The organism is Sphingomonas sabuli, assembly GCF_014352855.1.
GTDB lineage: Bacteria > Pseudomonadota > Alphaproteobacteria > Sphingomonadales > Sphingomonadaceae > Sphingomicrobium > Sphingomicrobium sabuli.
The window spans coordinates 2,464,568-2,486,324 of the sequence record NZ_CP060697.1 but is presented as its reverse complement, the minus strand read 5'-3'; the positions used below and the strand labels follow the sequence as shown (position 1 = coordinate 2,486,324).

The window sequence follows — 21,757 nt, the reverse complement described above, 5'->3', positions numbered from 1 at the left end:
ATTCTTCCCTATCCCGTCCCTTCGGAATTTCCGGAAGGTCGACGGGGTAGCAATGAACGCATTCGGCAAACGCGGCGGACTCTCGGGCAGTCAACGCCCCAGCTTCGGCGTCGCCAAACCGATGAAGGGCGGGCCGGGCGGGGCGCGCAGCGATTCGCCCGAAGCCGATGCCGACGAGGAAGGCGGCGAGCAGTTTCCGCCGCTCGAAGACCTCAACGGCGGCGCCAGCGAGACCGTCCACGTGCCCGGCGGCGCGATGGACCGGCTCAACAGCCGCCAGAACGCCAGCGGGGAAGCCGCCAGCTCCAAGCAGGAAGGCTTCGAAGCCTCCGTCCACCGGATCAAGGAACAGGTGCTTCCGCGCCTGCTCGAACGTGTCGACCCGGAAGCCGCGGCGACGCTGAGCAAGGACGAGCTGGCCGAGGAATTCCGCCCGATCATCGGCGAAGTGCTCGCCGAACTGAAAATCACCCTGAACCGCCGCGAACAGTTCGCACTGGAAAAGGTGCTGGTCGACGAACTGCTGGGTCTCGGGCCGCTCGAGGAATTGCTGTCCGATCCCAACGTCAGCGACATCATGGTCAACGGGCCCGAACAGACGTTCATCGAACGCAAGGGCAAGCTGGAACTGGCGCAGATCCAGTTCCGCGACGAGGAGCATCTGTTCCAGATCGCCCAGCGGATCGTCAACAAGGTCGGCCGCCGCGTCGACCAGACCACGCCGCTGGCCGACGCCCGCCTTCAGGACGGCAGCCGCGTCAACGTCATCATTCCGCCGCTGTCGCTGCGCGGCACCGCAATCTCGATTCGTAAATTCTCCGAAAAGCCGATCACCATCGACATGATGCGCGGCTTCGGATCGATGAGCGAGAAGATGGGCACGGTGCTCAAGATCGCCGGCGCCAGCCGCATGAACGTGGTCATTTCCGGCGGTACCGGTTCGGGCAAGACGACCATGCTCAACGCCTTGTCGAAGATGATCGACCCGGGCGAGCGCGTCATCACTATCGAAGACGCGGCCGAACTTCGCCTGCAGCAGCCGCATTGGCTGCCGCTCGAAACCCGTCCGCCGAACCTTGAAGGCCAGGGCGCGATCACCATTCGCGACCTTGTCATCAACGCGCTGCGTATGCGTCCCGACCGCATCATCCTCGGCGAAATTCGCGGCCAGGAGTGTTTCGACCTCCTGGCGGCGATGAACACGGGCCACGACGGCTCGATGGCCACGCTTCACTCTAACAGCCCGCGCGAATGCCTGGCACGTATGGAAAACATGGTCATGATGGGCGACATCAAGATCCCGAAGGAGGCGATCAGCCGCCAGATCGCGGACTCGGTCGACCTCATCGTGCAGGTGAAGCGCCTCCGCGACGGGTCGCGCCGCACCACCAACATTACCGAGGTGATCGGGATGGAGGGCGAGGTCATCGTCACGCAGGAATTGTTCAAGTTCGAATATCTCGACGAAAGCGCGGACGGAAAGATCGTCGGCGAATATCGCTCTATGGGCCTGCGCCCCTACACGCTGGAGAAGGCCAAGCAGTTCGGCTTCGACCAACCGTACCTGGAAGCCTGCCTGTAAGGACTTTCGGCACGGTTGCCGACAGCGCCCGGTCGTCTAGGGTGACCCTTCACATTGGATGAGGGGACATCGGATGAACCGCGCTTTTTCTATCCTGCTGCTTGCCGCCGCCACGCTGCCGCTGGCGTCCTGTGCCGTCGCGCCGGGGCCCGTCCTGTCGCGCGGCGCCGATCTGGCCGCGCTGCAGGCCGCGGTGGCCGGACCGGTGCGGAGCGAAGCCAACCGCGCCCGCGACCCCTATCGCCACCCCGCCGAGACGCTCGCCTTTTTCGGCATCCGGCCAACCGACACGGTGGTCGAGGTGTGGCCGGGCGGCGGCTGGTATACCGAAATCCTGGCGCCTTACCTGGCCGCGGGCGGCGGCCGGTTGATTGCCGCAGCGCCCACCTGGGGCCGCAGCGGCCTCGACAAGCTGAAGGCCGCAAATGCCGCAACCTACGGCCCCGTGACCTATGCCGATTTCCCCGTGTTCGACGGTAAGGCCGCGGAAATCCCGGCCGGCAGCGTCGATGCGGTGCTGACCTTCCGCAACGTCCACAATTGGCGGATGGGGTATCGCCGCGACGACAAGGCCGATTACAGCGCGGCCGCCTTCAGCCAGATGTTCGCCATGCTGAAGCCCGGCGGCGTGCTGGGAATCGTCGATCACCGGCTGCCGGAAGGCGCCAGCGCGGAGCGCGAACGCAACAGCGGCTACATCAAGGCCTCGACGGTCAAGGCGCTGGCCGCAGCCGCCGGTTTCCGCCTGGCCGCGGAATCGGACATCAATGCCAATCCGCAGGACACGGCCGACTGGCCGGAAGGCGTCTGGACCCTCCCGCCCTCCTTCGCCCTCAAGGACAAAGACCGCGCGAAATATGCCGCGATCGGTGAAAGCGACCGGATGACCCTGAAGTTCGTCAAGCCGCTCTGACTCCGGTTTCGAGTCGCCGGCCGATCGGCTACGGCTGGTTGCACGGGGGATCGTTTCGAGTCCGTAATCGCGGCGGAAAACTGCCGGCGCGTGGGGCTCGCGACACCTTGAAAATCAGCTGAAACGTAACTATCTTATTGATATGCTTACATTTATCCGTTTTGCCGCAGTCGCGGCCTCGCTCCTCCTGTTGCCTCTGGGCAGCTTTGGTCCGTCGCCCGATGCGATCGTGGCGACGGCGGAACAGGCCGCTTCGCCGGTGACCAAGCTGGCGCCGCAGGCCCGCCGCGCGGTGGCCGCGTTCGGCGCCGAATTCGGGCTCGCCGCGGCGAACGCCCATGTTCCGGAATCCGGCCTTGCGGTCGGTCAGACGGCGGACGATTTCCGCGATTGGCTGCGCGCTTCGCCGGCTCATCGCGCGGAGCTGTCGCGCTTTCGGTCCTACCTCGCCGCGCAGGGCGTCGAAGCGGTCGTCCCTATGTGGCAGCTGGTCCGCACCTCGTCGTCGTGGAAGGAATGCGCCGCGGAGCCGTTCGAGACCCCGCCGGCCGACAAGTGGGACCATATCGTCAAGACGCTGCAGTTCGTGCGCGACAACGTCGTTCCGGCCGTTGGCCAGGTCGAACCGCTGTCCGCCTATCGCAACGAAGGCCTCAACAGCTGTTCGAACGGCGCTCCCAAAAGCGCCCATCGCCACTTCTTTGCGCTCGACCTGACGCCGCTCGACACCAAGGTCGCCCGCGCCGACATGATCCGCTCGGTCTGTGCCGCCCATGCCCGCGAAGGTCAGGCCTACGACACCGGCCTCGGTTTCTATTCGGGCCGCCGTTTCCACGTCGATTCCTCGGGCTATCGCAAATGGGGCCCGAACGGAAAAGGCGCGACCAGCCCCTGCGTGGGCCAGGCGTAATTCGATCCAGCGGGGGTCGCGGAACCCTCTGGCAAGCCTTGTCGGCAACCGGCCGGGGCGATGACGCCCCTGCCCTTTCGCGCGCTCAGTCGCGAAGGAAATATTGCTGGAAGGTGCGCATTATGAAGTCGACCGCTTCGGGCCGCGGGTGGCGCAGGTCGACGCCGAAAGCGTCCGGCAGGAAGGCCGTCACGATCTCGTAGGACGGGAAGTAATGCAGCCGCGGGTCGCCTTCGAATTCCCGCATCAATTCGTCGATCGCCATGCGCAGCGACGCCTTGGAAACCGCGTTGGCGGTGATGCAGGATATCGGCCGGAAGGTCGCGGCCAGCGGGACCGGCGACAAAGTGAAGATGATCTGCGCGTCGGGCCGGATGGCGCGAATCATGTGGTAAACCGCGGTGATGTTCTCGCGATTTTCCGCGACGCCCATGACCCGGAAACCGTGGCGTTCGGGGTCGAATTTCTGATTGGGGATCGCCCGCCAGAACACCTCGCCGGTAATCTTGTCGTACCACACTTCCGACAGGCCGAGCGTGAAGATGAAAACGTCGGTGCGGTGGAAAATGTCGCGCGTATTGTCGCGGATCTCCTCGCTCACCTCGACATCGCTGCCGTCCGCGTCCTGCCAAACCTGCTCCTGCGGGCGGTAATCGCCGACCGCCCAGTCGAATTGCTGGCGCAGGGCAGCGGTGTTGACGATGCCCTCCCCCGACCGGATCACGTGCGCGTTGAGGCTGAGGTCCTTGCCGAAGACGTTATACTTGTTGCGCACCAGGAACTTGGTGACCTCGGCCGCGAAGCAACTGCCGAACGCGGTGATGTAATGGTCGCGGGTGATGAACGGCGCTTCGGGAAACCAGCCGTGCCCGACATACTTGGCGACCGCGTCCGGTTCGCCCAAACTGTCGCGCATCGGGTGGAAATTGGTGGTCTCGCCGCGATACCAACTGCCATGGGCGCGGCGTTTCTTGCCGGCCATCTGGTAATACATCAGGTGCGGCTTGTCCGGCTCGTCGTCGGCGACGGAAAAATCCTTCGTCGGAAGGTCGTAGCCGATGATCTTGTCCGCCATCCGTTACCCCCTGCTGCGGGCCAGCCTTACACCGCTCACGCCTTGATCTTCCACCCGCTGCGCAGCAGCGCAAAGGTCAGGCCGGCAAGCAGCAGGTTGAGCACCAGCAGGCCGATCGCACCGACGAGGATCGGGGAATCGCTGATGCCGAGGAAGCCGTAGCGGAAGCCCGAGATGACGTAGAAGAAGGGGTTGGCGTGGCTGATCGCCTGGAAGGTCGGGGACAGCGCCTCGACCGAATAGAAGGTGCCGGACAGCAGGGACAGCGGCGTGACGACGAAGTTTGACACCACCGCCGCATGGTCGAACTTTTCCGCCCACAGCGAGGTCAGCAGCCCGAGCAGCGCCAGCATCAGCGAACCCATCAGCCCGAACCAGAAGGCCCACAGCGGGTGCGCGATCGACACCGACACCCCGGGCCACAGCGACATCGCCAGCCATACGGCAAAACCGACGAAGAAGGCGCGGGTGACGGCGGCGCCGATGATCCCCGCCATGAGCTCCGCGGTCGACAGGGGCGGCATCAGATAATCGACGATATTGCCCTGGATCTTGCCGACCAGCAGAGAGAAGCTGGAATTGGCGAACGCATTCTGGATCATCGCCATGACGATCAGCCCGGGCGCGATGAAATCGGCGAAGTGGACGCCCATGACCATCCGCCCGCTGCGGCCCAGCGCGACGGTGAAAATGGCCAGATAGAGCAAGGTGGTGATCGCCGGCGCCCACACCGTCTGCATCTGCACCTTGAAGAACCGGCGCACCTCCTTGATATAGAGGGTCTGAAGCCCTCCCCAGTTGACGCCACTCAGCACCGGGTCGCCCGGCGGCCGAGCGAGCCATGGCGAAGACTGGGAGCTGGAAGGTCGATCGGTCACCCGGTTGCGCCTATCGGTTGAGCAGTCGGGCGGCAAGCCGCGCCCGGCCGGGCGAACGAGATTCGGAGTGATTAGAACAATGTCCTGGACCGAAGAGCGCATCGAGCGCCTGAAGACGATGTGGCACGATGGCGCCACCGCAAGCGAGATCGCGGAGAAGCTGGGCGGCGTGAGCCGCAATGCCGTGATCGGCAAGGCGCACCGCCTCGGCCTGGAATCGCGCCCCTCGCCGGTGAAGCCGGGCGACGACGGGTCCGCCGCCAAGGCCGCGCCCAAGCCGCGCGCTGCCAAGCCAGCCCCGGCCGCCGCCAAGCCGGCGCCGAAGGCCGCGACTCCGCCGCCGCCACCACCGCCGCCGCCCGCACAGGCCAAGGCCGCGCCGGCCCCGCAGCCGCAGCCGCAGCGCGCCCAGCCGAAGGGCGATAATGTGCAATATCGTTCGGTCGGTCCCGGCGGCTTCATCCGCCAGGGCCCGGGCGATCAGCAGGCGCCGATCCCGCCGGCCCCGCCGCGCCGCCTGGTTCCGGCCAAGCCGAGCCCGGAGGTTGCCGACAAGACCAGCCTGCTCGACCTCAACGAGCGCATCTGCAAATGGCCGATGGGTCATCCAGGCGAGCCCGACTTTCATTTCTGCGGCCAGCCGTCGAACCCGGGCTATCCCTATTGCGTCGAGCATTGCGGCGTCGCCTACCAGGCGCAGTTGCCGCGCCGCGACCGTCGCCCGCCGCCGCCGCTGCCGTTCGGTGGTCCCCGGGTCCGCTAGGCGTTCCTGACCATGGCGCTCCTCCGCTGGTGGCGCGCACCGCTGTGGCTGCTGGCGCTGGGTACCGGCGCGAAGAGCTTTGCCGACAATCCGCTGATCGGGTCGGAACGGCTCAACCGCCGCGGCCTGCATGCGCGCCGGGTCAAGCTTGCCCACCGCCTCGCCCGATCGCGCCGCCGGCGGCTGGCGGCCGCGGTGCCGGCCGACTGGCGCGAACGGTTCGACCGGGACGGCTTCGTCGCGGTGCCCGACTTCCTGCCTGCCGGGCAATTCGCCGCGCTGCGTGACAGCCTGCTTACCGCGTCGCTGCCGGCGCGCGAGCAACAGCAGGGCGATACGCTGACCCGGCGAGTCCCGATCGGCCCGGCGCTGCGCCGACGTTTTCCCGCGCTCGACGAGTTGCTCGACGATCCGCGCTGGCGCGGTCTGCTGGCCTATGTCGCGAGCACGACGAGCGAGCCTTTTTACTACGTGCAGACGGTGTCCGCCGGCGCCGCGCAGGGCGAGCCAGACCCGCAGATCGAGCTGCATTCCGACACCTTCCACCCGTCGATGAAGGCGTGGCTGTTCCTGACCGACGTCGCGGAGGAATCGGCGCCGCTGACCTATGTCGCCGGATCGCATCGCGCCGACGGGCGGAGGCTGGCGTGGGAGCAGGCGCGCAGCCTAGGCATCCGCAACGCCGATCGCCTGTCGCAGCGCGGGTCGCTCCGCGTCGGCGAAAGCGAACTGTCCGCGTTGGGCCTGCCCCGGCCGACCCGCTTCGCGGTGCCGGCGAACACGCTGGTGGTCATCGACACCTACGGTTTTCACGCCCGCGGGCCGTCGCCGCAGCCGAGCGTCCGGGTCGAAATCTGGGCGTTCGCGCGCCGGTCGCCCTTCCTGCCGTGGACCGGGCTGGACCTGTTTTCAAAGGGACCGTTCAGGCGCCGGCGGGCGCCGCTGCTGATGGGGTTGCTCGACCGGCTCGACCGCCTTGGCCTCGCCCGCCAGCACTGGCGGGAGTCCGGCGACAAACGGCCGCTCGACCCCTGATCTCTAGCGAGCGGCGCTTTGGCTTTGCGCAGCCCATTTGTCGCGCTCTTCGTACCAGGCGGCGCGCCACAGCACCCATTCCGCCGCCGTCAGGGCGGCGGGATCCTTGACCCATTTCGAGCGCATCGTCGCGGCCTGTTGAGCCTCGACCGTATATTCGAGCCTCCACAGCTCGATGTCGCGGTCGAGCGCTTCGCGCAGCGTGGCCGCAAGCGACGGCGGCACTTCCGCACCCTTCTTGACCCGCTCGGCCAGTGCCACGGCTTCCGCACGGCGTTGCGTCGCCAGTGTCCTTACCTCTCCCATCACCCGCTCGCGCTCGGCCTTGCTGACTTCGCTGGACCGGGTCACATCGCCGGGGGAATTGGGCAGCACGATGCCGCCCCCATAGGTCGGGAGCTCGTTGCGCGGGACGCTGTTGGCCATGCTTCCGGTGCGGTTCAGATCGTTGGGACCCATCGACGCAGGTGCCCCGGGACCCTGTTGGGCAAGCGCCGGCGCCGCGCTGCCTGCGGCAAGGATGAGCAAGATCGGGCGAAGGCGCATCGAAAATCTCCTGTCAGCGAGCGGCGATTATGCCGCATCGGCGCGCACATGCAAAGCAGGCACCGCCGCGCGCACTTGTGGAAAAGGCGGACGGCGCCGCTTGGCAGGGGAAGAATCCGCGCCCTATAGCGGACGGCAATGTCCGACCTGTTTTCTTCCAAGTCCGCCGATCCGTCCGCCAGCTACGACGCCTCCTCGATCGAGGTGCTGGAGGGGCTGGAGCCGGTCCGCCGCCGTCCGGGCATGTACATCGGCGGCACGGACGCTCGCGCGCTCCATCACCTGGCGGCGGAAGTCATCGACAATTCGATGGACGAGGCGGTCGCCGGTCACGCCAGCCGGATCGAGGTCACGCTCGACGCCGGCAACCGGCTGACGGTCACCGACAACGGCCGCGGCATGCCGGTCGACGAACATCCCAAATATCCGGGCAAGTCGGCGCTCGAAGTGATCATGACCACCCTGCATTCGGGCGGGAAGTTTGAAGGCAAGGCCTATTCCACGTCGGGCGGCCTGCACGGGGTCGGCGTGTCGGTGGTCAACGCGCTGTCGACCGAAACCATCGTCGAGGTCGCCCGCGACAAGAAACTGTATCGCCAGAGCTTCGCGCGCGGCCATGCGTCCTCCTCGCTGGAGGAAATCGGCGCCGCGCCCAACCGCCGCGGCACCACCGTCACCTTCACCCCTGACCCGGAGATTTTCGGCGCCGAGGCGACCTTTTCGCCCGAGCGCCTTTATCGCCTTGCCCGGTCCAAGGCCTACCTTTTTGCCGGCGTCGAGATCCGCTGGCGCTGCGACCCCGCGCTGTCGTCCGACAAGGTTCCCGAACAGGCGGTGTTCCAGTTCGCCAATGGTTTGGCCGACCATCTCAAGGAGCAGCTTGGCGACCGCCCCTGCGTCACCGCCGAGCCGTTCACGGGCAAGCAGGACTTTCCCGACAGCCAGGGCAGCGCGGAATGGGCGGTCGCTTGGCCGCTCTACTCCGAAGGCTCGCAATCCTATTATTGCAACACCATCCCGACCCCGGACGGCGGCACGCACGAAGCCGGCTTGCGCGCCGCGCTGAGCAAGGGTCTGCGCGCGTTCGGTGACTTGGTCGGTGAGAAAAAAGCCAAGAACATCACGCCCGATGACGTGTTCAACGGCATCGAGCTGATGCTCAGCATCTTCATCCGCAACCCGCATTTCCAGAGCCAGACCAAGGACCGGTTGACCAGCCTCGAAGCGGCGCGCTTCGTCGAAGCGGCGGTGCGCGACCATTTCGACCATTATCTGGCCGACAACATGGACCGCGGGCGCGCCTTGCTCGGCTCCGTCATCGAGCGGATGGACGAACGGCTCAAGCGCCGCGCCGAACGCGAGGTCCAGCGCAAGACCGCGACCAGCGCGCGCAAGCTGCGCCTGCCCGGCAAGCTGACCGATTGCGCCAACGACGACAGCGCCGGGACCGAATTGTTCATCGTCGAAGGCGACAGCGCGGGCGGGTCGGCCAAGCAGGCGCGCGACCGCAAGACCCAGGCGATCCTGCCGATCCGCGGCAAAATCCTCAACGTCGCGTCTGCCACCGCCGATAAAATCCGCGCCAATAGCGAGATCGCCGACCTCCAGCTGGCGCTGGGCTGTGGCACCCGCGACAAGTTCGACGAGAGCGCGCTGCGCTACGAGAAGATCATCATCATGACCGACGCCGACGTCGACGGCGCCCATATCGCGACTCTGCTGATGACCTTTTTCTTCCAGGAAATGGGCGAGCTGGTGCAGCGCGGGCATCTCTACCTGGCCCAGCCGCCACTCTATCGCCTGACCGCCGGTGCGCGCACGCTCTACGCCCGCGACGACGCCCACCGCGCGGAGCTCGAGGCGACCGAGTTCAAAGGCAAGAAGGTCGAAGTGTCGCGCTTCAAGGGGCTCGGCGAAATGAACCCCAACCAGCTGAAGGAAACCACGATGAGCCCGGACAGCCGGTCGCTCATCAAGATCCAGCTGCCCAGCGAATATGAGGATCGGCAGCCGGTCAAGGATCTGGTCGAGCGGCTGATGGGCCGCGACCCTGCCAAGAGGTTCGAGTTCATCCAGAACAGCGCCGCAGCCGTCGATGAAGCTTCAGTCGACGCCTGATCCAGCCGGGCCGGTCGCGGACGATCGCCGGGAAGGGAGCGGCCGCCGCACGGTCGGTCTGTTGCTGGCGGTCGGCGCGGTCATGCTGGTCATTGCCGTCGTCTTCGCGGCGCTGACCCTGCAAAGCATCACCGACGATACCGACGCGGTCGAACATACGCTGGAGGTGCAGGCGTCGATCAACCGCCTGTCGGCGCTGAATGAACGGATCGAAACCGGCCGCCGCGGCTTCCTTATCCAGCCCGACCCGGCGTTTTCCGCAACCGTCCAGCGCGCTGCGACCGGCTTCGATACCGAAGCCACGCGGCTGCGCGGCCTGATCAGCGACAATCCCGCGCAGCTGCGCCGTCTGGAAGCGATCCTGCGCCTGCGGGCCGAGCGCGAGGCGCTGATCAATGCGATGTTCGCCGACCCCCGGCAGGCAACGCTCGACGTGACCACGGCGGACTTCAATGCCGAGCGCGGCGTCATCATCGTGCGGACCGTGCGCCGCATCGCCACGGAAATGGTCGACGCCGAAACGCACCTGCTGTCCCAGCGCAACCGCAACCAGCTCGATTCCCTGGTCCAGCTGTACACCGTCAGCGGCATCGCGCTGGCGCTGCTTGTGGCCGTCCTGCTCGCCGCGGTGCTGCTCGTCCTGCGCTTCAACCGCGACCTGACGCGCGCGCAGGCTCGGCTGCGGGTCGCCAACGAGGGGCTTGAGGAAGCGGTCGAGCGCCGCACCGCCGAACTCATCCGCGCCAACCAGGAAATCCAGCGCTTCGCTTATATCGTCAGCCACGATTTGCGTTCGCCGCTGGTCAACGTGCTCGGCTTCACGTCCGAGCTCGACCAGTCGCGCAAGGACATCCGCGCGTTCCTCGAAAAGCTATTCGCCGACCGGCCGGAACTGCGCGATGAGACCGTCTGGCGGGCGGCCGACGAGGACCTGCCCGAGGCGCTCGACTTCATCCGCAAGTCGACGGAGAAGATGGACCGGCTGATCAACTCGATCCTCGAACTGTCGCGCCAAGGCCGGCGCCAGCTGACGCCTGAGCGGCTCGACATGGACGCGCTGGCCGACGGCGTCGTCGCCTCGCTCCACCAGCGCGCGGAAGATGCCGGCGCGACGGTCGCCGTGGAGTCCCTGCCGCCGCTGGAAAGCGACCGGATCGCGATCGAGCAGATCCTGTCCAACCTGGTCGAAAACGCGCTCAAATATCTTCAGCCCGGCCGGCCCGGGGAAGTGACGGTGCGCGGCCGCCGCCATGGGCGGATGGTGGATATCGACGTCGTCGATAACGGGCGCGGCGTGGCCCCGGCCGACCAGGAACGGATTTTCGAACTGTTCCGCCGCGCCGGGACTCAGGACCAGCCGGGCGAAGGCATCGGCTTGGCAAATGTCCGTGCCTTGGCTTATCGCCTTGGCGGGACGATCACGATGCAATCCGAAGTTGGCGAGGGATCGACGTTCACCCTGTCGCTTCCGGACAAATTCATCTCGAGGGAAACGGTGGCATGAGCAAGACGGAATCGGTCGGAATCATCATGATCGAAGACGATGAGGGGCATGCGCGCCTGATCGAAAAGAACATCCGCCGCGCCGGCATTTCCAACGATATCCGCCATTTCACCGATGGCACGACGGCGCTCGACTATCTGTTCAACTCGCCCGAAGGCCCGGCGCTCAACGGCCCGGCGATGGTCCTCCTCGACCTCAACCTGCCGGACATGAGCGGCACTTCGATCCTCGAGAAGATCAAGCAGGACGAGCGCCTTCACCGCACCCCGGTCGTGGTCCTCACCACCACCGACGACAAGGTCGAAATCCAGCGCTGCTACGACCTCGGCTGCAACGTCTACATCACCAAGCCGGTGAATTACGAAAGCTTTGCCGACGCCATCCGGCAGCTCGGCCTGTTCCTGGCGGTGATCCAGGTCCCAGAGGTCGACCCCCAATAAGCGAGCCGCGAATCCTTTACGTCGACGACGACGACGGGCTTCGCCGGCTGATCGAGCGGGCGATGGGACGCCGGGGCTTTGCCGTGACCACCGCGGCCAGCGCCGACGAGGGCACTCGGCTGCTCGAAGCGGGCCAGTTCGACCTGGTCGCCGTCGACAATCACATGCCGGGCAAAAGCGGCCGCGAAATGCTCGCGGAGATCGTCGCCAGGGAAGACCATCCGCCGGTCGTGTTCGTCACCGGCAACGACGACACCTCGACCGCGGTCGAGGCGATCCATGGCGGTGCGCTCGACTTCGTCGTCAAGACGGTCGGCGAAAGCTTCTTCGATCTGCTCGCCGGCCGTTTCCGCCAGGCGCTGACGCGCGACAAGCTGGAACGCGACAAGCGCAGCGCCGAGGCGCAATTGCGCGTCGCCAACGAGCATCTCGAGATGATGGTCCGCGAAGTCCATCACCGCGTGTCCAACAGCCTGCAGATGGTGCTCGGCTTCGTTGCCATGCAGGCCAACCAGACCGGCGATGCCGAAGTGCGCGGCGCGCTCGACGATATCCAGAACCGTATCCGCGCCATCAGCAACGTCCACCAGCGGCTGTACACCGGCAGCGACCTCGCCACCGTCGACCTGCACGACTATCTGCGCAACCTAGCCGGAGACCTGCGCGACAGCCTGCCGCAGTTGAAGGAGCGGGTCCGCCTCGACGTTTCCGGAGAATCGATCGAGGTGCCGACCGACGTCGCCATCTCCGTCGGCGTGATCGTCAACGAACTGGTCAGCAACGCCACCAAATATGCGTTCGCGCCGGACCAGGGCGGCACCATCACGGTGACGCTCGAACGGGTCGGGGAAGACAGCGCCGCGCTGACCGTCGCCGACGACGGGGTCGGCCTTGGCAATGCGCAGGCGCCCGCCGGCACCGGGCTTGGCACGCGCATCGTCGGCGCGATGGCGCGCGGTCTGAAAAGCAAGGTCGAAACCCTGCCCACGGACAGCGGCACGGCCCAGCGTCTGGTGATCAAGCTCAGCTGAGGCAGGGGGTAGAAACTGCGCGGGGCTGCTGTTGCCCAAGGCGCAACGGCCGCTCAAACCTCGTTGGTTGACTTGAACGTTCCGCCGGTCGAGCTTTCCGCCCGGCGAGATGGGGCTCGTCATATGGAGGGGCGCCGATGAAGCGCATGGTTCTTGCTATCGCGGCGGCGGCGGTTGCCGTGTCCGGCTGCTCCTCGCGGCCGCGCGAATTCACGCCGGTGCTTGGCTATGCCAGCGCCGACCGCGCCGGGTTCGACGCCGCCTATCTTGAATGTCAGCAACTGCTGGTCGCCGGAAAGCTGGACTCAACCGGCCGCATGGCGTCCGCGGGCGCCGGCGCGGCGGCGGGGGCTGCGACCGTTGCCGCCGGCGGAACCGCCGCCGCGGCGGTGGGCGGCTATGCCGGTCTTGCAGCCGCAAGCGCGACCATCGTCCTGCTGCCCTTTGCCGTCCTCGGCGGTGCGTGGGGCATGTCGCGGGCCAAGCGCGCCAAGAAGGAAAAGGCGATCAAGCTGGCAATGGAAGGTTGCCTGCAGGAGCGCGGCTATACCGTGGCGAGCTGGCAAAAGGCGCCATAGGCGCGGACGTCAGGCCCGCAGGCGTCGACTGTCCCCAAGCAGGGCTTCGGCGCGGGCCACCAGCTGGTCGGCATCGAACGGCTTGCGCAGGAAATCGTCGGCGCCGGATTGATAGGCTAGCCATTCGTCCGACTTGGCCGTGCGGGCCGTCAGCATCAGTACCGGAATGTCGTAGCTGCCCGCCGCGGCGCGCACCTCGCGAAGGGCCGTGATGCCACCTTTTTCCGGCATGTTGCAGTCGAGGATAAGCAGGTCCGGGCGCTTCGATTGTAGCACCGCCTGAACCGCAACGCCGTCGGGCAGCGCCCCAACGATATGGCCGCGCGCCTCAAGCGCGGCACGGACGATGTCCACCACCAGCTCGTCATCGTCGGCAATGATGATCCTGGCCACGGCAGACTCCCCACAACGTGAGCACTGCCTGCCACGGACGCCGTAAAAATCGCGTTAAACGCAAACCTCATCGGTCGCGCTGCATATCGGCTTGCCCGGACCGCCGATCAAATCGTCAGGAAGCCAAGGGGCTCGCGGGCGGTCGGTCCACGGATCGGGCGGCGATCTCTTCCTCGTCACACACCACGTTCATGCCAGCTTGCGTCTCTGCCACTAGGCGTCTGGAAGAATCGCTAGCCGCGGGCAATTCGGTGCCGCCCATACCGTAATAATGATGGAGGAAACGCCCCATCACATGGTCGACGCCGGCCGCTTTCACCGTTCGCAGGTCGGTGTCGAAATACCGCCCGCGCGTGAAGCTGCCGGTGACGATCTCGAACGAGGGGAAATAGTCGACATGGTCGTAATGGGACGCCACTTCGCCCGCCGCCGCGCGCAGGACCGACTTGCTGTAGGTCGTCGCCGTCAACACGTGTTCTGCCTCGAATGTCGCGATCAGGGGGACCGGCGAGACGGTCAGGACGATGCGCGCCGCGGCGTTGTGCTGGCGGAACAGCGCGATCAGCTCATGCAGGTCGGCGATGACGTCCGCCACCTTGTGGTTGACCGGGACATAGGCGCCTTGCGGCACGTCCGCGCCGACCACGCCCGGCGCCAGCGGAACCTCCGCACCATCGGCGGCGGCCTGCCAGGCCTCGGTCAGGCCAAGGGTGAAGATGAAGACGTCCGCGGTCTCGAACATCTCCCGCACTGCGGCGAAATGCACGTCCCGCGATCGTTCGAGCGCGTCTCGCGTGGCAAAGGGCGCCGCGCCGATGCGCGGGCGGAAGGGATCGACGAAGCCGTCGTCGCCGACTGGCCATAGCTGCGTTTCGGGTACGAAGGCGCCATAGGCCCGGTGGGCGAGCTGAAGCAGCTGGCGCACGGTGTAGATATTGCCGAAGCGGGCGGTGAACAGCCCGTAATCCTCGCTCGCGGGATCGGCGCACTCTGGCGGCGCCTGTTCGGTCACAAGGTAGTTGAGCCCGGCTGCGGTCAGGCGTTGGGCGATGTGCTGGGCAAAGCAGCTGCCGGCCGTCGCGACCTTTTCGGTACGGCCGATCGTGAACTTGGCGCCCACCACCGGGTCGACCGCCTGCATCGCCGGCGCGGCGACCGCCTTGGCCCACCAGCTGGTAACGGGCAGTCCGCGATACGGATTGTCGTTGCCCCTGCCGCTGCCGCGCGCGCGCGATCGCAGGAAGCGGCGCAAATTGTGGAAGTTGGGATCGTCGTGGCGCGAAAAGCAGGTATAGTCCGGCGGCTCGGCCGCGTAGATCGCAAACGTCCGCTCCGTGAAGGTCTGCAGGTCCATCGGATCGAAGCGCGCTTCGGCTTTCAACGCGGTGTTCTTCGGCATGAATACGTAATTGCCGGGCAGTCCAAGACGATCGCCGATCTCCGGATAGATCGGCCAGATGACGTTGCGGGCGAACATGTCTTCGCCCGGATCGACCTTCGCGCCGGCGCCCAGCAAGTCGACGGACTGCAATAGCAAGACCGTGACGTCGCGCAGAACGTCAGCGCGGGGATGGAGAGGCACGTAAACGAACGGCCCCTTGTTCAGCCATCTGGGCAGGAAACGCCGAACGTCGATCCCGCACCGCAGGCATTGCTTGACCAGCATTCTGACCGCCAGCGGATAGGCATCGTAATAGCCGAGCGCTTCGAACACCTCGTCCTTGAACAAGGTCACTGCTTCGCCGACCGACAGGCCCTGGCGAAAGGCGGCGAGGAGGATTGCCGAATTGGTGTTGCCCAGCGGCAGGGTGCGCCGCTCCCCCTCGACGGACGAGGGCAACACCACGTCGGGATGGAAGCCGATGAAATAGAATTTCGGCGCGGGCAGGACAGGCACGCTGCGGCCGAGTTCATCGCGGATGAATTGCGTCACCTCGGCATGCAACTGCCCGTAATTGGCAAAGACAAGCTGGGCATCGGAAATGACCTCGGACGCGAACGCCTTGTCGGCACGGAAGCGGTTCGAATGGATGAAACGCGGAGTCAGCCCGAGAGCGTCCCCTGCAATGCGGATCATCACTTCGACCTGGCAATTGCCGATCCCGACAACGGAGCCTTCCACACGGCCTCCAGCGACTGACGAGCGGTAGACTTAGCTCGACTCCTCGCCCTCGCAAAGCGTGCGTTCACTAACCCTGCTTAACTGAGTTGCGCTTAATGAAATCAATAGCTTGCGCGAAGCTTAACAGCCGTTAAGCTTCCCCGATTCGCGCCGGTACGGGGCCGGCCACGAGAGAATGGGGAGCTTATTTGCCATGCCTTACGGCCGCTTTCAGAATGAAGTGAACGCCTACGCCAGCGACAATGGAAACTCCGGCTTCGGCCAGGGTCATGCGCGCGGTCTCGACCTTCGCGTGCAGGTTCCGGAAACGACTTCGCGCGTCGTCGGCGTCGACCTGACCCACGTCATTACCGTGAACGACGTCGCCTCTGCCCGTGGCGGCAATGGCGGCGGCGGCGGCAACCCCAACGGCGGCGGCGGTTCGGGCGGCGGGACGAGCTTCAGCCCGTACACCAGCGGCCCGGCCGACAGCACCGCCGGCTTCAACATCACCATCGTCTTCAACGGCACCTGGACCCAGGAACTGCACGACATCTTCGTGCTGGCCGCGGACCAGCTGACTTCGCTGATCGTCGGCGACCTGCCCAACGTCAGCATCCGCAACCGCGGTACGGTGACCACCGTCGACGACATCACCATCACTGCAGAGCTTGGCCAGATCGACGGCCTGTACGGCGTGCTCGGCCAGGCCGGCCCGACGTCGGTACGCACGGCAAGCTCGCTTCCCGCGACCGCGCAGATGCAGTTCGACATCGTCGACGTGCAGGACATGGGCCTGGCGGCCTTCACCGACGTCGTGCTCCACGAAATGGCGCACAGCCTCGGCTTCGGATCGATCTGGGATCGCCTGGGCCTGGTTACCAATGGCCAGTTCACCGGGTCCAACGCCGTCGCCGAATTCCACGACCTTGGCGGCACCGGCTTCATCCCGGTCGAACAGGACGGCGGGTCGGGCACGGCCGGGTCGCACTGGGACGAGGAATTTTTCGATAACGAGCTGATGACCGGCTACATCAACGAAGGCACGAACTACTTCACCGAGATGAGCGCGGCGTCCTTTGCCGACCTCGGCTACGTCATCAATCCGAATTACGGTTCGGTCATCGACCAGGGCTACGTGCTGGTCTGATCCCGCCTCAACCGGCAGAGAAAAGGCGCCTCGCCGGACATCCCGGGGAGGCGTTTTTTATGCCGCCGGGCGCGCCCGTCCGCGGCCGATGCCGCGATAGTCGAGGCCGGCCTTTTCCGCTTCCTCGGGATCGTAGACGTTGCGCAGGTCGATCAGCGCCTTGCCGCGCATGGTCGCGGCCAGCTTGTCGAGGTCGAGCGCACGGAATTCGTCCCATTCGGTGACGATCACCAGCGCATCGGCACCGTTGGCCACGGCGTACGCGTCGTTGGCGCAGGCAAGGCCGTCGATCATGCCCTTCGCATTGTCCATCGCCGCCGGATCGAAGGCGATCACGTCCGCGCCGTCTTCGGTCAGCGACTGGATCAGCGGAATGGACGCGGCATCGCGCATATCGTCGGTGTTCGGCTTGAAGGCGAGGCCCAGCACGCCGATCCGCTTGCCCTTGACCGACCCGCCCAGCGCGGACGTCACGCGGCCCGCCATCGACGCCTTGCGGTCGTCATTGACCTTGACCACCGTGTTGACGATCCGTTGCGGAACGCCGGCCTCGTTCGCGGTCTGGAGCAGCGCCAGCGTATCCTTGGGGAAGCAGCTGCCGCCATAGCCCGGGCCGGGATGCAGGAACTTCGGACCGATGCGGTTGTCGAGCCCGATGCCGCGAGCGACTTCCTGGACGTCTGCGCCGACCGCTTCGCACAAGTCCGCGATCTCGTTGATGAAGCTGATCTTGACCGCCAGGAACGCATTGGCGGCATATTTGGTAAGTTCCGCGGTGCGCCGGCCGGTGAACAGGATCGGCGCCTTGTTGAGAAACAGCGGCCGGTAGATTTCGCGCAGCACTTCGCGGGCATGGTCGTCGTCGGTGCCGACGACGATCCGGTCCGGATGCTTGAAGTCGGCGATGGCCGCGCCTTCGCGCAGGAATTCGGGGTTGGACGCGACGCTGGTGCCTTCGGGCGCGCCTTCTTCGGCCAGGATGCGCGCGATCTCGTCGCCGGTGCCGACTGGGACGGTCGACTTGGTAACGATCACCGCCGGACCCTGGAGCGCCTTGGCCAGTTCGCGCACGGCGGCGAACACGAAGCTCAGGTCCGCGTGGCCGTCGCCGCGCCGTGCCGGCGTGCCGACCGCGATGAACACCGCCTCCGCGTCCTTGACGCCGTCCTTGATGTCGGTCGTGAACGCCAGCCGGCCGCGATCGGCATTGGCCTTGACCAGCGCTTCCAGACCCGGCTCCCAGATCGGCATGACGCCGCGGTTGATCGCGTCGATCTTGCCCGCGTCCTTGTCGACGCAAGTCACATCATGGCCGAAATCAGCGAAACAGGCTCCGGAAACCAGGCCGACATAGCCGGTTCCGATCATCGCAATGCGCATTCACTACTCCTAAAGCGGGGGCGCGCGTCCCTTAGCCATCGCTTAAGCTGTTGGCCAGCCGCGCAAAGCATCGCATACAGGCACGCGATGCGGCACCGCGGCAAGGACCTCACCCACATGACCCTGCGGCGCAAGCCGTCGTTGCGGCCATGGGCGCAATTCGCGATCCGCATGCTCGTGCTGTTTTCGCTGCTGGTGCTGATCATCGGCTTTCACTGGATCGAGCGCGACAGCCTGCACGACAATTACGACGGTGAGGTCAATTTCACCGACGTGCTCTATTTCACGATGATCAGCGCGACCACCACCGGCTATGGCGACATCGTCCCGGTGACCGCCAAGGCGCGGCTGTTCGACGCCCTGATCGTCACGCCTATCCGTATCTTCTTCATCCTCGTGCTGGCGGGAACCGCCTACACTTTCGTCATCAAGAAAACGTGGAATAATTGGGTCATGAAACGCATTCAGCGAAACCTGTGCGACCACATCATCCTTGCGGGGCACGGGGTGAGCAACAGCAAGGCGCTCGACGAACTGCTGACGCGCGGGGTGGACCCGCGGACGCTGGTCGTCATCGATCCCGATCCCGAAGCACTGGACCGGGCGAGCGAATGCGGCGTCGCCGTTCTGCAGGGGGACGCCAGCCGCGACGAAACGCTGCGCGCCGCCCATGTCGAGCGGGCCAAGGCGCTGCTGATTTCCGCCGGCCGCGACGACAGCGCGATCCTGATCGTGCTCACGGCTCGCAAATTGTCCGACAAGGTCAACATCAGCGTGACCATCCGCGAAGGCGACAATGAGGATATCGCCCGCCAGGCCGGGGCCGACACCGTCATCAATCCGGTGAGCTTCGCGGGCCTGCTGCTCGCCAGCTCGCTCCAGGGGCCGTACCGCGCCGAATATCTTGCCGACCTCGCCACCAGCGAAGGCAAGGTCATGCTTCGTGAACGGTCGATCACGCGCGAGGAAGTGGGCAAGCCGATGAACGAGATCGTCACCGGCCAGCCGGTCCGACTGCTGCGCAACGGCATGCCGTTCGCGCATGACAGCGCCGCAGCGCTCAGCCTGCAGGAAGGCGACTGGATCTTGGAGATCGTCGACTCCGCCTAGGCAAGCGACGGCACCCCCTCGATTTTTCGCGCCAGGCGCACTACATGGCGCGCCTTCCAATGAAGACCACCACCCTTCCCCGATCGCCCCGTGTGGGGCTGGTCTCGCTCGGCTGTCCCAAGGCTTTGGTCGACAGCGAGCGGATCATGACCAAGCTCCGCTCCGACGGCTACGACATGTCGCCCGATTATGCCGGCGCGGACGTGGTGCTGGTCAACACCTGCGGCTTCCTCGACAGCGCGAAGGAAGAAAGCCTCGAGGCGATCGGCGAAGCGATCGCGGAGAACGGCCGCGTGGTCGTCACCGGCTGCATGGGCCGGGAAGCCGAGGTCATTCGCGAACGCTTCCCGCAGGTGCTCGCGGTGACCGGGCCGCAGCAATATGAAGCCGTCGTCGCCGCGGTCCACGACGCCGCGCCGCCGGTGCCCAACGCCTATCTCGACCTGGTGCCGGAAGCCGGGCTGAAGCTCACGCCGCGCCATTACAGCTACCTGAAGATTTCGGAGGGCTGCAATCACCGCTGCGCCTTCTGTATCATCCCGTCCATCCGCGGTGACCTTGCCAGCCGCCGGCCCGACGCCATCCTGCGCGAAGCCGAAAAGCTGGTCGCGGCCGGCACGCGCGAGCTTTTGGTCATCAGCCAGGACACCAGTGCCTACGGCCTCGACCTCAAGCACGCCGCCTGGCCATGGAAGGGTGGCGAAGTGCGCGCCCACATGACCGACCTGGTCCGCGAACTGGGCAAGCTCGGCACAGCCGATCACCCGGTGTGGGTGCGGCTGCACTACGTTTACCCCTACCCGCACGTCGACCGGGTCATCCCGCTGATGGCCGAAGGGCTATTGCTCCCTTATCTCGACATTCCCTTCCAGCACGCTTCGCCCAATGTGCTAAAGGCGATGAAGCGCCCGGCCAACGAAGCGAAAGTGCTGCAGCGGTTGAAGGACTGGCGCGCGATCGTGCCCGACATCGCGGTGCGCTCCTCGTTCGTCGTCGGCTTCCCCGGCGAGACCGACGCCGATTTCGACTATCTGCTCGATTGGCTGCAGGAAGCCCAGCTCGACCGCGTCGGCGCGTTCAAGTTCGAGCCGGTGGAAGGCGCCGAGGCCACCTACATGCCCAACCAGGTGCCGGACGAGGTCAAGCAGGACCGGTTCGAACGGGTGATGGCGCTGTCGGCGCGGATCTCGGCTGAAAAGCTCGCCGCCAAGGTCGGCTCGACCCTCGACGTGCTGATCGACGCGGTCGACCCCGACACCGGCGGCGCCAGCGGCCGGTCGAAGGCCGACGCCCCGGAAATCGACGGCGAAGTCCACCTCCGCGACGCCGGCGGACTTCAGCCCGGCGACATCGTCAGGGTCGAAATCGAGGATGCCGACGAGCACGACCTTTATGGCGTGCCTGTTTAAAGCACATCGCGCCTGCTGAGCCGGAGAAATGGGAACGCCGCGTCCACCGGCAAAAATAGCAAGAATATCAAGAGTAGAGACGGGGAACTGATCGAAGGTTGACCATCGATCATGCCGGTGATGGTCAGTGCCAATGCACAATAAGCGACAAATGCCGCCACCATCGCAGCATCAAGCTTGAGCATCGCTCGATCGCCGCCAAAGCGACTGGCCCAGAAATATGCCGTCGCGGCGGCGAGAATGCCGGTCAGGGCACACTCGCCGGCGCTACTGCCGAACGCGAAATCCGCTCCGGCAAAAGCACCGCCCATGACCAACGAATTCAGGACCCGCGCACTCTTGGTAGGAAGCTCGGCGGGAATCCCTCTCGTCTGGCGGTCGGAGATCACTCGTATTGCGCGGTCGTGTCGCCGGTCTTGCGATTGTAGAAGATCGTCACCTTCGACACCGTGCACAGGTCGAATTTGCGCCAGTCGGCCTCATCGCCGTCCTCGAACACGACCTTGATGTCGTAGTTGCAGGTGCTTTCCTTCTTGGAAAAGCCGATGCCGACCGAGGCGCCGTTATCGAGCACGTCCTGGTCGAGCACATCCTCTTCCCATTCGTCCGACTTGGTCGGCGCGACATAGACTTCGTTGATCGTGTAGCCGGTGCGGTTGACCAGCGTGAAATCCTGCTTGCCTTGGGCAAGCACGGCCGACGGAATCACGGCGACACAGGCCGCGGCGGCGGCAAAACCAATTTTACGAAACATCCCCAAACCCCCTGAGATTACGGGACGAAATTACCGCAAGCGCCGGATTTGGCAATTCGCATTCTGATCGCGCGGCCCCTCGACACG

At 65.6% G+C, this 21,757-nt stretch carries 21 protein-coding genes; 13 read left to right on the top strand and 8 right to left on the bottom strand.

What is annotated here, in order from left to right:
* The first annotated feature begins 52 nt into the window (after positions 1-52).
* The 3 genes from H8M03_RS12445 (at position 53) to H8M03_RS12435 (ending at position 3,405) form a co-directional block, all read left to right on the top strand.
* Positions 53-1,582 carry a TadA family conjugal transfer-associated ATPase gene (locus H8M03_RS12445; RefSeq protein WP_187479730.1) on the top strand — a complete coding sequence of 510 codons (1,530 nt, stop codon included), beginning with the start codon at positions 53-55 and terminating at the stop codon, positions 1,580-1,582.
* A gap of 73 nt (positions 1,583-1,655) precedes the next feature.
* Positions 1,656-2,495 carry a class I SAM-dependent methyltransferase gene (locus H8M03_RS12440; RefSeq protein ID WP_187479729.1) on the top strand — a complete coding sequence of 280 codons (840 nt, stop codon included), beginning with the start codon at positions 1,656-1,658 and terminating at the stop codon, positions 2,493-2,495.
* A 142-nt stretch (positions 2,496-2,637) separates the two neighbouring features.
* Positions 2,638-3,405 (top strand): hypothetical protein, encoded by a 768-nt coding sequence (locus tag H8M03_RS12435; protein WP_187479728.1) that lies wholly within the window; start codon positions 2,638-2,640, stop codon positions 3,403-3,405.
* A gap of 85 nt (positions 3,406-3,490) precedes the next feature.
* On the opposite strand, the gene H8M03_RS12430 is transcribed toward H8M03_RS12435, so the two are convergent.
* A complete protein-coding gene (locus H8M03_RS12430) occupies positions 3,491-4,480 on the bottom strand; it encodes a GSCFA domain-containing protein (protein WP_187479727.1) in 990 nt (329 codons plus the stop codon).
* Positions 4,481-4,515: 35 nt separating this feature from the next.
* Complete coding sequence (locus tag H8M03_RS12425) at positions 4,516-5,358, bottom strand: ABC transporter permease (protein ID WP_246448918.1); 843 nt, start codon at positions 5,356-5,358, stop codon at positions 4,516-4,518.
* A 79-nt stretch (positions 5,359-5,437) separates the two neighbouring features.
* On the opposite strand from H8M03_RS12425, the gene H8M03_RS12420 reads away from it, so the two are divergent.
* Positions 5,438-6,121 carry a GcrA family cell cycle regulator gene (locus H8M03_RS12420; protein WP_187479725.1) on the top strand — a complete coding sequence of 228 codons (684 nt, stop codon included), beginning with the start codon at positions 5,438-5,440 and terminating at the stop codon, positions 6,119-6,121.
* A 12-nt stretch (positions 6,122-6,133) separates the two neighbouring features.
* Positions 6,134-7,156, top strand: a complete 1,023-nt coding sequence (locus H8M03_RS12415; protein WP_187479724.1) for a phytanoyl-CoA dioxygenase family protein — start codon at positions 6,134-6,136, stop codon at positions 7,154-7,156.
* A 3-nt stretch (positions 7,157-7,159) separates the two neighbouring features.
* Here H8M03_RS12415 and H8M03_RS12410 read toward each other — a convergent pair whose 3' ends face one another.
* A complete protein-coding gene (locus tag H8M03_RS12410; RefSeq protein ID WP_187479723.1) occupies positions 7,160-7,702 on the bottom strand; it encodes a hypothetical protein in 543 nt (180 codons plus the stop codon).
* A 138-nt stretch (positions 7,703-7,840) separates the two neighbouring features.
* On the opposite strand from H8M03_RS12410, the gene parE reads away from it, so the two are divergent.
* The 5 genes from parE to H8M03_RS12385 all read left to right on the top strand — a co-directional run bounded on the left by parE (position 7,841) and on the right by H8M03_RS12385 (position 13,373).
* Positions 7,841-9,820: a DNA topoisomerase IV subunit B gene (parE, locus tag H8M03_RS12405; RefSeq protein ID WP_187479722.1), complete on the top strand. Its 1,980-nt coding sequence runs from the start codon at positions 7,841-7,843 to the stop codon at positions 9,818-9,820.
* Complete coding sequence (locus H8M03_RS12400; RefSeq protein ID WP_187479721.1) at positions 9,798-11,324, top strand: sensor histidine kinase; 1,527 nt, start codon at positions 9,798-9,800, stop codon at positions 11,322-11,324. Before parE ends, H8M03_RS12400 begins: the two co-directional genes overlap by 23 nt.
* On the top strand, positions 11,321-11,764 hold the full coding sequence (locus H8M03_RS12395) for a response regulator (RefSeq protein ID WP_187479720.1): 444 nt from the start codon (positions 11,321-11,323) through the stop codon (positions 11,762-11,764). The genes H8M03_RS12400 and H8M03_RS12395 overlap by 4 nt, the downstream gene beginning before the upstream one ends.
* Positions 11,765-11,826: 62 nt before the next feature.
* Complete coding sequence (locus H8M03_RS12390) at positions 11,827-12,795, top strand: histidine kinase dimerization/phosphoacceptor domain -containing protein (RefSeq protein ID WP_246448916.1); 969 nt, start codon at positions 11,827-11,829, stop codon at positions 12,793-12,795.
* A 137-nt stretch (positions 12,796-12,932) separates the two neighbouring features.
* Positions 12,933-13,373, top strand: coding sequence for a hypothetical protein (locus tag H8M03_RS12385; RefSeq protein ID WP_187479719.1), 441 nt, complete (start codon positions 12,933-12,935; stop codon positions 13,371-13,373).
* A gap of 9 nt (positions 13,374-13,382) precedes the next feature.
* On the opposite strand, the gene H8M03_RS12380 is transcribed toward H8M03_RS12385, so the two are convergent.
* Complete coding sequence (locus H8M03_RS12380) at positions 13,383-13,766, bottom strand: response regulator transcription factor (RefSeq protein WP_187479718.1); 384 nt, start codon at positions 13,764-13,766, stop codon at positions 13,383-13,385.
* 115 nt (positions 13,767-13,881) lie between these two features.
* The gene (locus tag H8M03_RS12375; protein WP_187479717.1) at positions 13,882-15,888 is read right to left on the bottom strand and encodes a GSCFA domain-containing protein; all 2,007 of its coding nucleotides are present in this window, start codon (positions 15,886-15,888) and stop codon (positions 13,882-13,884) included.
* 220 nt (positions 15,889-16,108) lie between these two features.
* Between H8M03_RS12375 and H8M03_RS12370 the strand changes: the two genes are divergently transcribed.
* A complete protein-coding gene (locus tag H8M03_RS12370; protein ID WP_187479716.1) occupies positions 16,109-17,017 on the top strand; it encodes a leishmanolysin-related zinc metalloendopeptidase in 909 nt (302 codons plus the stop codon).
* A 57-nt stretch (positions 17,018-17,074) separates the two neighbouring features.
* Here the strand turns inward: H8M03_RS12370 and H8M03_RS12365 are convergent, their stop codons facing one another.
* A complete protein-coding gene (locus H8M03_RS12365; RefSeq protein ID WP_187479715.1) occupies positions 17,075-18,397 on the bottom strand; it encodes a UDP-glucose dehydrogenase family protein in 1,323 nt (440 codons plus the stop codon).
* Positions 18,398-18,484: 87 nt separating this feature from the next.
* On the opposite strand from H8M03_RS12365, the gene H8M03_RS12360 reads away from it, so the two are divergent.
* On the top strand, positions 18,485-19,507 hold the full coding sequence (locus tag H8M03_RS12360; RefSeq protein ID WP_187479714.1) for a potassium channel family protein: 1,023 nt from the start codon (positions 18,485-18,487) through the stop codon (positions 19,505-19,507).
* Positions 19,508-19,566: 59 nt separating this feature from the next.
* Complete coding sequence (gene rimO / locus H8M03_RS12355; RefSeq protein ID WP_187479713.1) at positions 19,567-20,916, top strand: 30S ribosomal protein S12 methylthiotransferase RimO; 1,350 nt, start codon at positions 19,567-19,569, stop codon at positions 20,914-20,916.
* Here the strand turns inward: rimO and H8M03_RS12350 are convergent.
* A complete protein-coding gene (locus tag H8M03_RS12350; RefSeq protein WP_187479712.1) occupies positions 20,913-21,305 on the bottom strand; it encodes a hypothetical protein in 393 nt (130 codons plus the stop codon). The two genes, rimO and H8M03_RS12350, sit on opposite strands and share 4 nt — an antisense overlap.
* A complete protein-coding gene (locus H8M03_RS12345; RefSeq protein ID WP_187479711.1) occupies positions 21,302-21,670 on the bottom strand; it encodes a hypothetical protein in 369 nt (122 codons plus the stop codon). Before H8M03_RS12345 ends, H8M03_RS12350 begins: the two co-directional genes overlap by 4 nt.
* Positions 21,671-21,757 lie beyond the last annotated feature (87 nt).

What these genes read in the sequence shown, in the direction of transcription:
- H8M03_RS12345 (WP_187479711.1), bottom strand. Translation starts at nt 21,670, where the DNA reads ATGTTTCGTAAAATTGGTTTTGCCGCCGCCGCGGCCTGTGTCGCCGTG.
- rimO (WP_187479713.1), top strand. Translation starts at nt 19,567, where the DNA reads ATGAAGACCACCACCCTTCCCCGATCGCCCCGTGTGGGGCTGGTCTCG.
- H8M03_RS12430 (WP_187479727.1), bottom strand. Translation starts at nt 4,480, where the DNA reads ATGGCGGACAAGATCATCGGCTACGACCTTCCGACGAAGGATTTTTCC.
- H8M03_RS12385 (WP_187479719.1), top strand. Translation starts at nt 12,933, where the DNA reads ATGAAGCGCATGGTTCTTGCTATCGCGGCGGCGGCGGTTGCCGTGTCC.
- parE (WP_187479722.1), top strand. Translation starts at nt 7,841, where the DNA reads ATGTCCGACCTGTTTTCTTCCAAGTCCGCCGATCCGTCCGCCAGCTAC.
- H8M03_RS12395 (WP_187479720.1), top strand. Translation starts at nt 11,321, where the DNA reads ATGAGCAAGACGGAATCGGTCGGAATCATCATGATCGAAGACGATGAG.
- H8M03_RS12400 (WP_187479721.1), top strand. Translation starts at nt 9,798, where the DNA reads ATGAAGCTTCAGTCGACGCCTGATCCAGCCGGGCCGGTCGCGGACGAT.
- H8M03_RS12445 (WP_187479730.1), top strand. Translation starts at nt 53, where the DNA reads ATGAACGCATTCGGCAAACGCGGCGGACTCTCGGGCAGTCAACGCCCC.
- H8M03_RS12440 (WP_187479729.1), top strand. Translation starts at nt 1,656, where the DNA reads ATGAACCGCGCTTTTTCTATCCTGCTGCTTGCCGCCGCCACGCTGCCG.
- H8M03_RS12390 (WP_246448916.1), top strand. Translation starts at nt 11,827, where the DNA reads ATGGGACGCCGGGGCTTTGCCGTGACCACCGCGGCCAGCGCCGACGAG.
- H8M03_RS12360 (WP_187479714.1), top strand. Translation starts at nt 18,485, where the DNA reads ATGCGGCACCGCGGCAAGGACCTCACCCACATGACCCTGCGGCGCAAG.
- H8M03_RS12415 (WP_187479724.1), top strand. Translation starts at nt 6,134, where the DNA reads ATGGCGCTCCTCCGCTGGTGGCGCGCACCGCTGTGGCTGCTGGCGCTG.
- H8M03_RS12410 (WP_187479723.1), bottom strand. Translation starts at nt 7,702, where the DNA reads ATGCGCCTTCGCCCGATCTTGCTCATCCTTGCCGCAGGCAGCGCGGCG.
- H8M03_RS12365 (WP_187479715.1), bottom strand. Translation starts at nt 18,397, where the DNA reads ATGCGCATTGCGATGATCGGAACCGGCTATGTCGGCCTGGTTTCCGGA.
- H8M03_RS12435 (WP_187479728.1), top strand. Translation starts at nt 2,638, where the DNA reads ATGCTTACATTTATCCGTTTTGCCGCAGTCGCGGCCTCGCTCCTCCTG.
- H8M03_RS12420 (WP_187479725.1), top strand. Translation starts at nt 5,438, where the DNA reads ATGTCCTGGACCGAAGAGCGCATCGAGCGCCTGAAGACGATGTGGCAC.